A 14,672-nucleotide genomic window follows, 5' to 3' on the forward strand; every position below is an offset into this window, starting at 1 on the left:
CAGGCTGAACGACATTTGCGTCATTAGTATGCGCCAAATTACTCGTACACTTTCACTTCATTATAAAAGGTATCTCGTTCCACAGGGATACGGCCAGCGCCCTTAATCAGCCAGACGAGATCCTCGCGAGTGATGCCCTCAGGGGTAAGCGCTCCTGCGGCATGGCTGATGCGTTCCTTGACGATCGTACCGTGTGCATCGCTAGCTCCCATCGTCAAGGACACCTGCGTCAGTTGGGTACCGATATTAATGAAGTACGCCTTGATGTGCTGGATGTTATCCAGCATGAGACGACTGATGGCGATCGTCTTCAGATCCTCGTAGGCCGAGTTGCGGCGGCGGATGCCGGCACGCGGATTAATCGGCTGCATGGATAGAGGGATGAATACCATGAAGCCATTCGTCTCATCCTGCAGCTCGCGAATCTGCATCATATGCTCAACCCGCTGCTGATGCGTCTCTATGGAGCCATACAGCATCGTGGTATGCGTGCGCAGACCCAGCTCATGTGCTGTACGGTGTACCTGCAGATATTCGCTGACATCGGCTTTGGTGACACGCATCTTCTTCCGATATTGATCCGACAAGATCTCTGCGCCGCCTCCGGTCAGCGTCCCAAGGCCTGCGCTCATTAGCTCCTGAAGCACTTCCTTATAGCTGAGTCCGCTAATCCGGGAGAAGAAATCGATCTCTGCCGCTGTATAAGCCTTCAGAGTCACCTCCGGGAATCGGTCGCGCAGCGCCTTCAGCGAATCAACATAATATTGAAACGGCACATGCGGATTATGTCCGCCTACGATATGGAATTCCCGTACACCGGGATGAAAATGCTGCTCGACATATTCGATCATTTCCTGTCCGCTCAGCGTATACGCGCCTTCATCGCCCTGATCCTTGCGGAAATTGCAGAACGCGCAATGCGCCTCGCAGACGTTGGTAAAATACAAGCTCATATTCTCGATAAAGTAGACCTTCTTGCCATTTTTGCGCAGGTTGGCCTCATTGGCCAGTTGGCCTACGCTAAGCAAATCATCGGTCTGGTACAGAAAGACGCCATCTTCGAGCGATAACCGCTCCCCATGGCGTACCTTCTCTGCAATCTCCTGCATTCGTTTCTCTGGTGTAGTCATGACAACATTCATGATGATAAACCTCCTTCGCTAATGCCTTGTTCATCAAGCCTTCAGCATGCATAATATTCGGTGGGCATGACAAGGCCGAGCTGATTCTGAAAGGAACAACCCGGCTATGTGAAAAAAGTAACAAATAATAATTGAAAGGAATGACTGTCCTCATTATAAACCCCTGTGCGGGCAGCGGCAACTGGAAAGTGGCAATTCGGTGTCGTTCGCTATGGTTGAGGGAAGTGAAAATGTGCAGTATACTAAAGGTAAGACAGTCAGGCTAGGAGGGAAATATCATGATTGAGATTAGCCCAGCGGCTACAGAGAAAATAAAAGAAATGTTGCTTGCAGAGGAGACGCCAGGCATGTTCCTGCGGGTCGGTGTCAAGGAGGGCGGATGCTCTGGATTTTCCTACGGCATGGGATTTGACGATGAGCAGCACGATAATGATAAAGAGATGCAGATTGACGGACTGAAGGTTGTTGTCGATGAAGACAGCCTCAAGTATCTGAACGGCCTGGAGATCGACTTCAAGGAGTCGGCGATGGGCGGAGGCTTCACCATCGAGAACCCGAACGCAACCGCAACATGCGGCTGTGGGTCCAGCTTCCGTACCGCTACAGCAGCGGGCAAGCCGAACCCGGAGCAGTGCTAAGCCATACACCTGTGGATTGGCTCATGTCATCATGAGCTGACTGCGGGTGTATTTTTTTAGCTCCAGCTCCAGAAGCCAATAGCCCGTTCGCCCTCCAATTGGGGGGGAACGGGCTCATGCCGGTTATTCTGCGGCAGAAGCTATGGGATGGCTTCCAGGCTGAGGCCTGTGGGCATAGGCGATGAGGATGATCTCTTCTCCGGTCGACTGTCGGCAATGCTCCTCGAACTGCCGCAACTGCAGCAGCAGATCGGGGGAGAGTTGGGCCGGGGAATACTCGCTGGATGCATTCATAGCAGATTAACGGCCCGCAGAGAGCTGCTCTTGGGCAATCTGCACCAAGCGACGGGTAATATATCCGCCAAGAGAGCCAGCATCACGTGTCGCCATATTGCCGTAGTATCCGTCTTGGGGAATCTGGATGCCTAGCTCCTGGGCAACCTCGTACTTCATTTGCTCCAGTGCTGCACGCGCTTGTGGAACGACCAGTTGGTTATTTCTCGCCATCATTGTACACCTCCTAATGGATTTACAGGTAGTATGCAACAGTATTGGATGTTTTATGCGAAAAAGGAACGCGCCCCTATTGCGGGCAATTCATATATTGAGGCGTCTGACAGGCGTCAATCATCCAAGAGATACCTGTCATGCGGACATACATATAGAAGTATATCCACAGGAGAGGAGAAGGTAAGAGATGGGCGAAGGTAATGGAAGGCAACTTGCCAGCAAGTGGGCCAAGACGGCTGCGCTGCTGTCCCATCCGCGCATTGCCCCGCATGTACCGGCTACCCGGATGTACAACAAGAGCAACCTGAGAAGCATGCTCGCCTCATATGGTATGGTTGTCATCAAGCCGGTGAGAGGGGCAGGAGGGCATGGGGTGATTAAGGTGAGCCGCACGGCGGGCGGCTATAGCTATACCTACTATGCGAACAAGAGAAGCTTCTCTACATTTGACGGTCTGGTCTCTGCTCTGTCCGGGCTGAAGAAAGGCAGAAGCTATTTGATTCAGCGAGGCATTCATCTAGCAACGATTAGCGGCAGGCCAATCGATTACCGTGTGAAGCATGTCAAGGCGGGAGAACATTGGGGCATCCGTTCCATGGTGGGACGATTAGCCAGGCATGGCCTGTTCGTTACCAACCTGTGCCGGGGTGGTTCACAGATGACGGCAGCCCAAGGCATTCGGCGCTCGCTGTCTGGGGGCATGGTGGTGCGCAAGAAGCAGGAGATGAGGGAGCTGACGCGAATCTCGACGCAGGTGCTGGAGAGTCGGTTTCCTGGCATCGGACAGCTCGGGTTTGATTATGGGCTCGACAAGAACGGGAAGATCTGGATTTTTGAAGTGAACACAAGGCCTCAATAATCGCTGAAAGCATAACTCTATAGATTAACGAATATGCATTTCTTTTTTTTATCACAGAACACATCTGGAAGGTTGTGTATAATTTTATCCACATTATCCTACTTTGTATTTCCTTGGTTTCTGAAGCGTGTCCACAAAGTATGCACATGATTTCCACATGATGATGTGGATAACGGAACGATTGTTCTTATATTAGGGGCATGTTAAGATGAGGAGGAAGAAATAGGGAAGGATGGTGTTTGGGATGGAGATCCTTTCAGATGAGCTGCTTGTAGACAGTTACAACTTGGCGCTTCAGTTAAATTTGGACCCCGAGTTTATTGGACTGCTCTTCGCAGAGATCAGAAAAAGAGAGATTGAGCCAACGAATCATCGACTAGGCGCATGACTGTCTGCTTCATTCACCCATTGACTCCCACTCATTGACCTGGAATTGTACTTCTAGCCCGCAATTTCTGCAATGGCAGCTATGCTCGCAGCAAGCTTCGTTGCAGGAAGAGGACAAGTGTCCGGTATTCTCACTTCGCGGCTGGTAGGGGGCATAGGGATCAGACTGATCCTGCACTCTGCCGTCGTCAATCAAGCTGGCCTCACAGACGGGACATACAGCGTTAAGCACACGAATACCATTACACACCGGACATAACACGGGTGGCACCCTCCTTTGGCTGTCAGATCAGCTCTGACGTAATATTGGCCAAGGGTAGGGTGCCCTGCTTTTGTTGCGGCCATGCGCATACATTGTGTGAACATTGTACGAGTGTGCCTGAGCAACGCATAAGCAGCTAACAGGCCGAGGCGTGATGCGATCTGTCAGCGTTAACGTTCACTGCATCTCAACACCATACCATATTTTACTTTTTTATTATGTGAAAAATATCACATACATATATATGAAACTGGTGTAGCATAGAGGTATCAAGAAGATCCAATACACGACTTCATCAGGCGCCCCAAGCATACGTTAAAAGAAGCTGCACTGCAGCATAATCAGACGGAATGAGGCTACCTGCATTGTCAAAGGAGGAGTAATCATGGCTGTTAAAGAGAGCAATCTGAATGCCCAACCTGCACAGGATGAGGTGAACCAGTTAGTCGCGCGAGCGAGAAAGGCGCAAGAGGCGTATCTCAAGCTCGATCAGGAACAGGTCAACCGAATTGTACAGGCAATGGCGCTGGCGGGACTGGATCGGCATATGTACTTGGCAAAGATGGCAGTAGAGGAAACAGGACGGGGTGTCTACGAGGACAAGATTACGAAAAACATCTTTGCGACGGAATATATATACCACCACATCAAGGGCAGCAAAACCGTCGGCGTAATTGAGGAAAATCCGTATGAAAGCTATCAACTGGTAGCGGAGCCGGTCGGCATCATCGCAGGGGTAACACCGGTTACGAATCCGACATCTACGACAATGTTCAAGACGCTGATCGCGACCAAAACCCGCAACCCGATCATCTTCGCCTTCCATCCATCCGCACAGAAGAGCAGTGCTGCTGCTGCACGGACGCTGCTGGAAGCCGCGGTTGCTAATGGCGCTCCTGCCCATTGCGTGCAGTGGATCGAGACGCCTTCGCTGGAGGCAACGCAACTGCTCATGAATCACCCGGATGTGGCGCTCGTGCTGGCCACAGGCGGAGCATCCATGGTGAAGTCGGCGTACAGCACAGGCAAGCCGGCGCTAGGCGTTGGCCCAGGCAACGTCCCTTGCTTCATCGAGCAATCGGCCAATCTGGGGCAGGCGGTAACGGATCTGATCTTGTCCAAAACGTTCGATAACGGCATGATCTGTGCATCCGAGCAGTCGGTTATCATCGAGGAACCGATCTATGATCAGGTGAAGAAGCTGATGAAGGAGAATGGCTGCTACTTCCTGAACAAGGCCGAGACTGAGCAAGTCTCCAAGCTGGTCATTAACAAGGAGAAATGCGCCGTCAATGCCGTCATTGTCGGACAGAGTGCCGTTAGCATCGCCGCTATGGCAGGTCTGCAAGTACCGGACAACACGAAAATCCTCGTTGCAGAGCTGCAGGGTGTCGGCGAAGCCTATCCATTGTCCGCAGAAAAGCTCAGTCCTGTACTGGCATGCTATAAGGTGAAGACAGCAGAGCAAGGAATCGAGCGCGCGGCGGAGGTTGTTGCCTTCGGAGGGCTGGGTCACTCCTCGGTCATCCATTCCAACAATCAGGACGTGATCGACAGCTTCGCCAAGCGGCTGCAGACCGGACGCGTTATCGTCAATGCTCCTTCCACTCATGGCGCGATCGGTGATCTGTATAATACGAACCTGCCGTCGCTGACGCTCGGCTGCGGCTCGTATGGACATAACTCGACGACCTCGAACGTATCGGCAGTCAACCTGCTCAACATCAAGCGTGTTGCCTTCAGAACCGTCAATATGCAATGGTTCAAGGTACCGCCTAAAGTATACTTCGAGAAGGATTCGACGCAATATCTGGAGAAGATGCCGGACATCTCGCGCGTGATGGTCGTCACCGACGAAACGATGGTGAAGCTGGGCTACGTCGAGAAGCTGGAATACTACTTGCGCAAGCGGACGAAGCCTGTATACATCGAGGTGTTCTCGGATGTAGAGCCCGACCCATCGGTTGACACTGTAGAGCGGGGACGGGCGATGATGGAGGCCTTCCAGCCAGACTGTATCATCGCACTCGGCGGCGGCTCGCCGATGGATGCGGCCAAGGCAATGTGGCTGTTCTACGAATACCCGGATACCAGCTTCCATTCGCTCAAGCAGAAGTTCCTGGATATTCGCAAGCGGGTGTACAAATATCCGCGCCTGGGTCGCAAAGCGAAATTCGTCGCCATTCCGACAACCTCGGGAACCGGCTCGGAGGTCACCTCGTTCGCGGTCATCACCGACAAGAACGAAGGCAATACCAAGTATCCGCTGGCTGACTATGAGCTGACGCCGGATGTGGCGATTATCGACCCGGCCTTCGTCTACAGCTTGCCGAAGACAGCGGTAGCCGATACTGGAATGGACGTTCTGACGCATGCGATTGAAGCCTATGTATCGGTAATGGCCAACGATTACACCGACGGTCTGGCGCTGCAGGCGATTCGTCTGGTGTTCCAGTACCTGGAGCCTTCGTACCATCAGGCCGATCCGCTGGCTCGCGAGAAGATGCATAATGCTTCGACGATTGCCGGTATGGCGTTCGCCAATGCCTTCCTGGGCATCAATCACTCGCTGGCTCATAAGTGGGGGGGTGAGTATCATACGGCGCATGGGCGCACCAATGCGATCCTTATGCCGCATGTCATCAAGTACAATGCACAGAAGCCGACGAAGTTCGCTTCGTTCCCGAAATATGCTCGCTTTATCGCCGATGAGCGTTATGCAGAGATTGCACGCATGTTGAATCTGCCGGCCAAAACAACGGAAGAGGGCGTGCGCAGCCTGATTGAAGCGATTCGCAAGCTGAACCGTTCGCTCGGCATCCCGGAGAGCTTCATCGAGCTGGGCTTTGACAAGACGGACTTCGAGGCGAAGGTGGACGGCTTGGCGGATCGGGCCTTTGAAGATCAATGTACGACTGCCAATCCCAAAATGCCGCTCGTTACAGAGCTGGCGGATGTATACCGCAACGCCTTCTACGGCAGGTTCTAAATCAGAAATAGCCAGGATGAGAGCCGCGAACAGGGGGGGGTGAACGTTTCCTCGCCTCTAGGGTCAGCGGCAAGCGACAATGATTCCGGTATTGCAACCTATAAGCAGGCGGGCGCTTGGGTCCGGTAAGCAGGCGTCCGCACCATCCAGCCGCAGCGCGGCAGCCGAGGGGAGTTCTAGCTGCCGCCAAGCGCTGGATCAGTACAGTTGCCGTCACAAGGTCAAACGAACACTTGGAGGTGCAAGACAATGGCAATGAAGGAACGGGAAGTGACAGAACGGGTCCAAGGACAGGAAGCCTGGCGCCGGTTCGCGGGAGAAGCATGGAGAAAGCATATCGATGTGAATGCATTTATCGAGCACAACATCACCCCGTATACGGGGGATGAAGCCTTCCTCGCCGAACCGACACGCAACACGCAGGAGCTGTGGAGCAAGGTAAGAGAGCTGATGCTGCAGGAGCAGCGCAACGGCGGTGTACTCGATATCGATGTGAATACGGTCTCCACGATTACCTCCCACGCTCCCGGCTACATCGACAAGGAGAAGGAGACGATCGTAGGTCTGCAGACCGATGCACCGCTGCGCAGGTCCGTGCAGCCGTTCGGCGGAATCCGCATGGCGGCCGATGCTTGCGAGGCTTACGGCTACAAGCTGCCGGAGGAGATGGAGCGGCTGTTCACCGAGGTACGCAAGACCCATAACCAGGGCGTGTTCGATGCGTATACGACCGAGATGCGCACCGCGCGCCGGGCGGGAATTGTGACCGGTCTGCCAGATGCATACGGCCGCGGCCGGATCATCGGCGACTACCGCAGAGTCGCGCTGTATGGCGTCGATCGACTCATTCAAGGCAAGAAGGAGGAGCAGCTCCAGCTTGAGGTAGACGTGATGAGCGAGGATGTCATCCGGCTGCGCGAGGAGCTGTCCGAGCAGATTCGCAGCTTGCAGGAGCTGAAGCGAATGGCGGCCTCCTACGGCTATGATATTTCCTTGCCTGCCACAACCGCCAAGGAAGCGATTCAATGGCTGTACTTCGCTTATCTGGCTGCAATTAAGGAACAGAACGGAGCCGCGATGAGTCTGGGCCGCGTATCCAGCTTCCTCGATATCTACATCGAGCGCGACAAAGCGGAGGGGACGCTTACCGAGGAGCAGGCACAGGAGATGGTGGATCATTTCATCATGAAGCTGCGGCTGGTCAAGTTTTTGCGGACACCGGACTACAACGAGCTGTTCAGCGGCGACCCGACCTGGGTAACCGAGTCCATCGGGGGCATGGGGCTGAATGGGAAGACAAGGGTAACACGCAACTCCTTCCGCTTCCTGCATACGCTGTATAACCTGGGCCCGGCGCCAGAGCCGAACCTGACGGTGCTATGGTCCAGCCAGTTGCCGGAGCAATTCAAGCGTTACTGTGCCAAGGTATCCGCAGAAACCAGCTCGATACAGTACGAAAATGATGATCTGATGCGCCCGCGCTTCGGCGACGACTACGGCATCGCCTGCTGTGTCTCCGCGATGCGGATCGGCAAGCAGATGCAGTTCTTCGGCGCTCGCGCCAACCTTGCCAAAGCGCTGCTCTACGCCATCAACGGCGGTGTAGACGAGAAGCTGGGCATACAAGTCGGGCCGCCGCTTGCACCGATTACATCCGAGGTGCTCGACTATGAAGAGGTAGCTGCCAAGTTCGAGATCGTGCAGGAATGGCTGGCCAGACTGTACATGAACACGCTCAACGTCATTCACTACATGCACGACAAGTATTCCTATGAACGGATCGAGATGGCGCTGCATGACCGCGATATTGTGCGCACGATGGCTTGCGGCATCGCTGGCCTGTCCGTAGCGGCAGACAGCCTGAGCGCCATCCGCTATGCGAAGGTGAAGCCGATCCGCAACGAGCAAGGCTTGGCGGTAGACTTCGAGATTGAGGGCGAATATCCGCAATACGGCAACAATAATGACCAGGTGGACAGCATCGCCGTTGGACTCGTAGAGGGCTTCATGAACAAGCTGCGCAAGCATAAGGCATACCGGGGAGCGATCCCGACGATGTCCGTGCTGACGATTACCTCGAACGTAGTCTATGGCAAGAAGACCGGCACAACGCCGGACGGACGCAAGGCAGGCGAGCCGTTCGCTCCGGGTGCGAACCCGATGCACGGCCGCGACCGCAAGGGAGCACTCGCATCGCTCAATTCCGTGGCGAAGCTGCCATATGACAGCAGCCTGGATGGCATCTCCAATACGTTCTCGATTGTGCCCAAGGCGCTTGGCAAGGAGGAGGAGGCTCGATTCTCCAACCTGGTGTCGATGCTGGACGGCTACACAACGAGCGGCGGCCACCATTTGAACATTAACGTGTTCGACCGGGAGCACTTGATTGATGCGATGGAGCATCCAGAGAAATATCCGCAGCTTACGATCCGCGTTTCGGGATATGCTGTAAACTTCAACAAGCTGACGCGCGAGCAGCAGTTGGATGTGATCAACCGTACCTTCCATGGTTCGGTGTAACGTAAGACCAATGATATAAGCAGCACGGACAGTCTGGCGGGTCGCCTTAGGATGGGCGCCCGCCAGCGCTGCAAGAGGGGGGCACAAGCCATGAAAGGACGAATCCATTCCATTGACACCTTCGGTACCGTTGACGGGCCGGGCATACGCTTTGTGTTGTTTATGCAGGGCTGTGCGCTGCAGTGCCAGTTCTGCCATAATCCTGACACATGGGATACAAGCATCGGCCGCCAGGTCACGGTAGACGAGATTGTCGCAGAGCTGGAGCCGTACCTGGTCTACTATCGTACCTCGGGGGGCGGTATTACCGTTACGGGCGGGGAGCCGACCCTTCAGGCCCCCTTTGTGGCAGAGCTGTTCAAGACGGTGAAGGAGCGCTTCGGCCTGCATACGGCGCTCGACAGCTCCGGGTTCTGCGAGCCGAGCCATGCGGAGGAGCTGATGAAATACACCGATCTGGTGTTGCTCGATCTGAAGCATATCGACAGTGCCAAGCATGAGGTACTGACGAGCCGGCCCAACGAGCGAATTCTGCGTTTTGCCAGATGGCTGGCGGAGAGGAATCAGCCGATGTGGATTCGCCATGTGCTGATTCCCGGCGTGACTGACAACTATAATGACTTGCATGCGCTGGGCCGCTTCATCTCCACGCTCGCCCCGGTGGAGCGCGTCGAGCTGTTGCCCTATCATAGAATGGGCGTATACAAATGGCAGCAGCTTGGTCGCGAGTATCCGCTGGAGGGCGTCCAGCCGCCGACGGTCAAGGAAGTGGAGCGAGCGCGGACGATCATCGACCGTGCGCGGGCGGAGGAGCCGCAGGCAGAGGGGAACGAGAGCGCTGAGCTGTGCGGCGGACAGACCGGAGAGGCGAGAGGATAGAGCCAGCATAGCCAGCATAGGCGAGAACGACAAAGAGAGGCGCAGTGAGTGCGCCTCTCTTTGTGCATTAGATGAGTGACTATATATTGCTCCATGGCACTTGTATTCCGGTCACCATTGCTCCGGTCATCCCTGCTGTTTCTGTGGAAGGAAGCTCATGCTGGTTATGGACGTCGCTTCGTCTGTGTGAGCCTTTGGGCCTAGCCTCTCCGAGGCGGCGTACAGACGCTAGCCAGACAGGCCGTCCATCAGCCTACAGCTTCATATTGCTGCTATGTCCTGGCGACAGCTTCGCGGACGGATCGATGTACACCTTCGCATTATTGATTGCTGTCGGCGCTTCTCCGAATCCGACAGCAATCAGCTTGAGCTTGCCGGGATAGGTCGTAATATCCCCCGCCGCAAAGATGCCAGGGATGCTCGTCTCCATGCGTGTATCGACAGCAATCGAGCCGCCCTGAATGTCGAGTCCCCATTCGGCAATGGGACCAAGCGAGGAGATAAAGCCGAAGTTGACCAAGACTGCATCAGCATTGATGATCTGCTCTTCACCCGTCTTGACATCGGCGATCGTGACGGCATGAATCCGTCTCTCTCCGTGCAACTGAGTGATCTCAGTCGGCGTCAGAATGCGAACGGATGATTGCAGCAGACGATGGACGCTATGCTCATGCGCCCGGAATTTGTCGCGGCGATGGATGAGGGTGACGCTTGCTGCGACAGGCTCAAGCATGAGCGCCCAGTCGACAGCAGAGTCGCCGCCGCCGCTGATCAGCACATGCTGACCCTTGAATTGATGCAGATCGCTGACGAAGTAATGCAGATTGCTGCCCTCGAAGGCTTCCGCTCCCTCCAGCTCCAGCCGACGCGGCTCAAAGGCGCCGACGCCCCCTGTAATGATAACAGCCCGAGCGAGATGAACCGCCTTGGAGGTGTGAATCTCGAAATGCCGTTCCCCTTGCTTGACCACATTGAGCACCTTTTCCCCCAGACATACCTCCTGTGTATGGGCGAAATGCTCCATCTGCGCCTTCAAATTGTTCACAAGCTCCTGGGCCGTCACCTTAGGGAAGCCTGCCACATCATAGATATATTTCTCGGGATATAGCGCAGCCAACTGGCCGCCGAGCTGCGGCATACTCTCGACAATTTTAATGGAAGCTTGCCTCATGCCCCCATAGAATGCTGCAAACATGCCAGCCGGCCCCCCGCCAATAATGGCAATGTCCACAAATTGATCGTTTGTTGCTTCCGTGTGATCCACGTAATGCACCTCCGTCAACATGATGTTATCCCCTCATTATAAGCTTACCAAAACTGAGATTGAAATAAAAATTTGTATGTTTTTCTAAAGTTTTTCGTACAAAATTCCCTTGAAAATTTATTGAAAAGCCGATATGATTTCAGTTGTATACGCGGAGAAGAGCCTGACGCAAAGGTCAAGAAGTATGAGGAGCAATATGGAGCGATTAACATAGACTAGAATAGAGAAAAATAAAGCTACAATCTGGTTTGTGTAATTTTTCACAAGGAATGGAAGGGATTAAGTAATGAGTAATATACCGAAGATTGTCATTCTTGGAGCAGGGTACGGCGGAATTCTCACTGCGCTTCGTCTGCAAAAAGAATTAAATTACAATGAAGCAGATGTGACCCTTGTTAACAAGCACGACTATCACTACATTACAACCCATCTGCATATGCCGGCTGCGGGAACGGATAATCCCGAGAACGCCAGAGTGAGCATTTCCAAGCTGATTGATGAATTCAAGATTGATTTTGTAAAATCGACTGTCGTACAAATTCGGCCGCAGGATAAAAAGGTGATTCTAGAGGATGGCACGCTGTCCTATGATTATTTGGTCATTGGCGTAGGTGGAGAGCCGGAAACATTCGGTATCCCGGGCATGATCGAATATGCGATGAACATTCGCAGCATCAACTCTGTCAGGCTGATTCGAGAACATATTGAGTATCAATTCGCACGCTACAAGCGCGAGCCGCATCGGTCGGATTATTTGACCTTCGTCGTAGGGGGCGCTGGCTTCACAGGCATCGAGTTCGTCGGTGAGCTGGCGGATCGTCTGCCAGAGCTATGCAAGCAGTTCGACGTTGATCCTTCAATCGTCAAGCTGTACAACATCGAAGCCGCTCCAACGGCTCTGCCGGGCTTTGATCCAGAGCTGGTGGAGTATGGTATGGAGGTGCTCCGCAAGAAGGGGGTCATCTTCAAGATCGGTACGGCGATCAAGGAGTGTACCCCAGACGGTGTCATCGTCGGCGAGGGCGAGGAGATCCGTTCGCAGACGATTATCTGGACAGGCGGCATTCGCGGTAACCGGCTGATCGAGGAGGCTGGCTTTGAGACGATGCGCGGCCGGGTGAAGGTGGACGAATATCTGCGCGCGCCTGGCACGGAGAATATCTACATTGTCGGAGACAATTCGCTCGTATTCAACCCGGAAGGGCGGCCATACCCGCCAACAGCACAGATTGCGATGCAGCAAGGGGTTATCTGCGCCCATAACCTGGTTGCTTCGATTCGCAAGCAGTCGCTGAAGACCTTCGAATTCAAGAACAAGGGGACAGTCGCTTCGCTTGGCAAGGGAGAAGCGATCGGCATCGCCTTCGGCAAGAAATATACAGGCCGCACCGCTGCCTGGCTGAAGAAGCTGATCGATCTGCGCTACCTGTTCATTATTGGCGGCATTCCGCTGGTGCTGCGCAAAGGAAAGTTCCTCTAATGAGGCATTGCAGTGTGCAGGTGCGCGGGCTGCTGACACGGGAGGAGCTTGATCGGTATAATGCGCTGATGGAGGTTGGCTCGTTCCTGGAATCACAGAACCGCTATGATCTGGCCTACACTGTTCAACAGGAGATCGATAGACTGATCGTGCCTGGTATTGAACGGTTGAAGGAGAAGGGGCGCGAGCGCGACCGGGCGACACAGCAATTTTTGGAAGAGATGAGAGGGGAAGCTGACTAACAGCTTCCTCTTTTCTGCTAGAGCAGACATTGTATTTGCGCGGCCCGCGCAAATACAATGTCTGCTGTTGAAACGATGTGAGCGGTGAGTACGTCTTATGTAGTATAAGGAGCATGAGAAGTGTCGTACTCTGGTACAAGGAGGAGTTGCAATGAGCAAGCAGCATGCGTTGATTATCGGAGCAGGGATCGGCGGCCTGAGTACCGCCGCCGCTCTGGAGCGGATCGGCTGGAGTGTCGCAATCTATGAACGGGCGCCTGCGTCGCCACGGAGTGGAGCGGGCATCGTGCTGGCGCCCAATGCGCTGGCTGTGCTGGAGCAGCTTGGAGCGGCGGGCAAGGTGCGAAATCGCGGGGCGAGGGTGGGATGCGCCGAGATTCTTCGTCAAGACGGCCGCCCGATTACGGCGGTGCCCGTGCAGCAGCAGGCGCAGCGCTACGGTACGTACAGCTATCTCATCCACAGGGAGACGCTGCAGAGCGTGCTGGCTGGTCAGCTTGAGCGAACGGCGGTGCATTACGGGAAGCAGCTTGTTGACCTGTACCAGCAGGAGGACGAGGTGACGGCCGTCTTCGCGGACGGCACGAGTGCCTGTGGACAACTGCTGATTGGAGCCGATGGTATCCATTCCACTGTGCGCCGCAAGCTGCCGACTACGGCGCTGCCTGCTGGCGGCGATGCGCTCCGGTATGCCGGCTTCACTGCGCTGCGCGGCATCTGCACGCTGGGGAATCTCCCCTACTCCTCCGAAGAGGGCGGGGGCTTCGAGGCTTGGGGCTCAGGCTTGCGCTTCGGGTTATCTCACCTGGGCGAAGGCAGAGTGTTCTGGTTCGCTGCACTGAATGCTGAGGCGGGCGGTCAACATTCGCCCGGCGCAGCGAAGGCGGCGCTGCTTGCACGGGTTCAGAATTGGTATGAGCCCGTTGCGCAGGCGGTATCAGCGACACCGGAGGCGGTGTTGCTGCAGCATGACATCTATGACCGTGCGCCGCTTCGCTGCTGGTCATTCGGCAGTGTAACCCTGCTCGGTGATGCCGCGCACCCGATGCTGCCCAATCTCGGACAGGGCGGGGCGCAAGCGCTGGAGGATGCCGCCCAGCTCGCCGCTTGTCTGCGCGAGCGTCCGGACGATGTACCCGCTGCGCTCGCAGCTTATGAGGCGGCACGCATTCCGCGTACCAGCCGAATCGTTCGGCAGTCGCGGCGTATGGGCAGGGTGGCGCAGCTAGAGAATCGATTAGCAGTATCCCTGCGCAATAGCGTACTGCGTGCGATGCCGAGCCCGCTCCAGCTTCAGCAGCTCGACTGGCTAATCGGCTATCGCCCGGCGGAGTTTCAGGATCATCCCCGCTAATGGGCCATCCGCCGGGGAGTCCAGGATCACCCCCGCTAATTGACTATCGTCCGGGGGAGTTCTACGCTACTCGGCTCGCTTCGTTCAAATTCAAGTAACGGGTGCCGTCACCCCTGAGGGGGAATCTCCGCCCGTTTGCCAAGAAT

At 55.0% G+C, this 14,672-nt stretch carries 12 protein-coding genes; 9 read left to right on the forward strand and 3 right to left on the reverse strand.

Features of this window, described 5'->3' with window-relative positions:
* Positions 1–38 precede the first annotated feature (38 nt).
* Positions 39–1,142 carry an aminofutalosine synthase MqnE gene (gene mqnE, locus ACY1JZ_RS09370; protein WP_462628972.1) on the reverse strand — a complete coding sequence of 368 codons (1,104 nt, stop codon included), beginning with the start codon at positions 1,140–1,142 and terminating at the stop codon, positions 39–41.
* A 278-nt stretch (positions 1,143–1,420) separates the two neighbouring features.
* Between mqnE and ACY1JZ_RS09375 the strand changes: the two genes are divergently transcribed.
* Positions 1,421–1,780, forward strand: coding sequence for a HesB/IscA family protein (locus ACY1JZ_RS09375; protein WP_270165050.1), 360 nt, complete (start codon positions 1,421–1,423; stop codon positions 1,778–1,780).
* 300 nt (positions 1,781–2,080) lie between these two features.
* On the opposite strand, the gene ACY1JZ_RS09380 is transcribed toward ACY1JZ_RS09375, so the two are convergent.
* Positions 2,081–2,287: an alpha/beta-type small acid-soluble spore protein gene (locus tag ACY1JZ_RS09380; RefSeq protein WP_270172585.1), complete on the reverse strand. Its 207-nt coding sequence runs from the start codon at positions 2,285–2,287 to the stop codon at positions 2,081–2,083.
* Between the two features lie 190 nt (positions 2,288–2,477).
* Between ACY1JZ_RS09380 and ACY1JZ_RS09385 the strand changes: the two genes are divergently transcribed.
* From ACY1JZ_RS09385 to pflA, 5 genes are all read left to right on the forward strand, one after another.
* Positions 2,478–3,149 (forward strand): YheC/YheD family protein, encoded by a 672-nt coding sequence (locus ACY1JZ_RS09385; protein WP_270165049.1) that lies wholly within the window; start codon positions 2,478–2,480, stop codon positions 3,147–3,149.
* A 244-nt stretch (positions 3,150–3,393) separates the two neighbouring features.
* Positions 3,394–3,537: a sporulation histidine kinase inhibitor Sda gene (sda, locus tag ACY1JZ_RS09390; RefSeq protein ID WP_270165048.1), complete on the forward strand. Its 144-nt coding sequence runs from the start codon at positions 3,394–3,396 to the stop codon at positions 3,535–3,537.
* Between the two features lie 646 nt (positions 3,538–4,183).
* A complete protein-coding gene (adhE, locus tag ACY1JZ_RS09395; RefSeq protein ID WP_270165046.1) occupies positions 4,184–6,787 on the forward strand; it encodes a bifunctional acetaldehyde-CoA/alcohol dehydrogenase in 2,604 nt (867 codons plus the stop codon).
* Positions 6,788–7,036: 249 nt separating this feature from the next.
* Positions 7,037–9,307 (forward strand): formate C-acetyltransferase, encoded by a 2,271-nt coding sequence (gene pflB / locus ACY1JZ_RS09400; protein ID WP_270165044.1) that lies wholly within the window; start codon positions 7,037–7,039, stop codon positions 9,305–9,307.
* Between the two features lie 90 nt (positions 9,308–9,397).
* Positions 9,398–10,186, forward strand: coding sequence for a pyruvate formate-lyase-activating protein (gene pflA, locus ACY1JZ_RS09405; protein ID WP_462628973.1), 789 nt, complete (start codon positions 9,398–9,400; stop codon positions 10,184–10,186).
* A 253-nt stretch (positions 10,187–10,439) separates the two neighbouring features.
* Here the strand turns inward: pflA and ACY1JZ_RS09410 are convergent, their stop codons facing one another.
* Positions 10,440–11,471 (reverse strand): NAD(P)/FAD-dependent oxidoreductase, encoded by a 1,032-nt coding sequence (locus tag ACY1JZ_RS09410; protein ID WP_270165041.1) that lies wholly within the window; start codon positions 11,469–11,471, stop codon positions 10,440–10,442.
* A 265-nt stretch (positions 11,472–11,736) separates the two neighbouring features.
* Here ACY1JZ_RS09410 and ACY1JZ_RS09415 point away from each other — a divergent pair, with 265 nt between their 5' ends.
* The 3 genes from ACY1JZ_RS09415 to ACY1JZ_RS09425 all read left to right on the forward strand — a co-directional run bounded on the left by ACY1JZ_RS09415 (position 11,737) and on the right by ACY1JZ_RS09425 (position 14,526).
* Entirely contained in the window at positions 11,737–12,930 is a 1,194-nt protein-coding gene (locus tag ACY1JZ_RS09415; protein ID WP_270165039.1) for an NAD(P)/FAD-dependent oxidoreductase, read from the forward strand.
* Entirely contained in the window at positions 12,930–13,172 is a 243-nt protein-coding gene (locus ACY1JZ_RS09420) for a hypothetical protein (protein WP_270165037.1), read from the forward strand. Before ACY1JZ_RS09415 ends, ACY1JZ_RS09420 begins: the two co-directional genes overlap by 1 nt.
* A 151-nt stretch (positions 13,173–13,323) precedes the next feature.
* On the forward strand, positions 13,324–14,526 hold the full coding sequence (locus tag ACY1JZ_RS09425) for an FAD-dependent monooxygenase (protein WP_462628974.1): 1,203 nt from the start codon (positions 13,324–13,326) through the stop codon (positions 14,524–14,526).
* Positions 14,527–14,672: the final 146 nt, after the last annotated feature.

The sequence above is a fragment of the Paenibacillus sp. J5 genome (genome assembly GCF_054955055.1).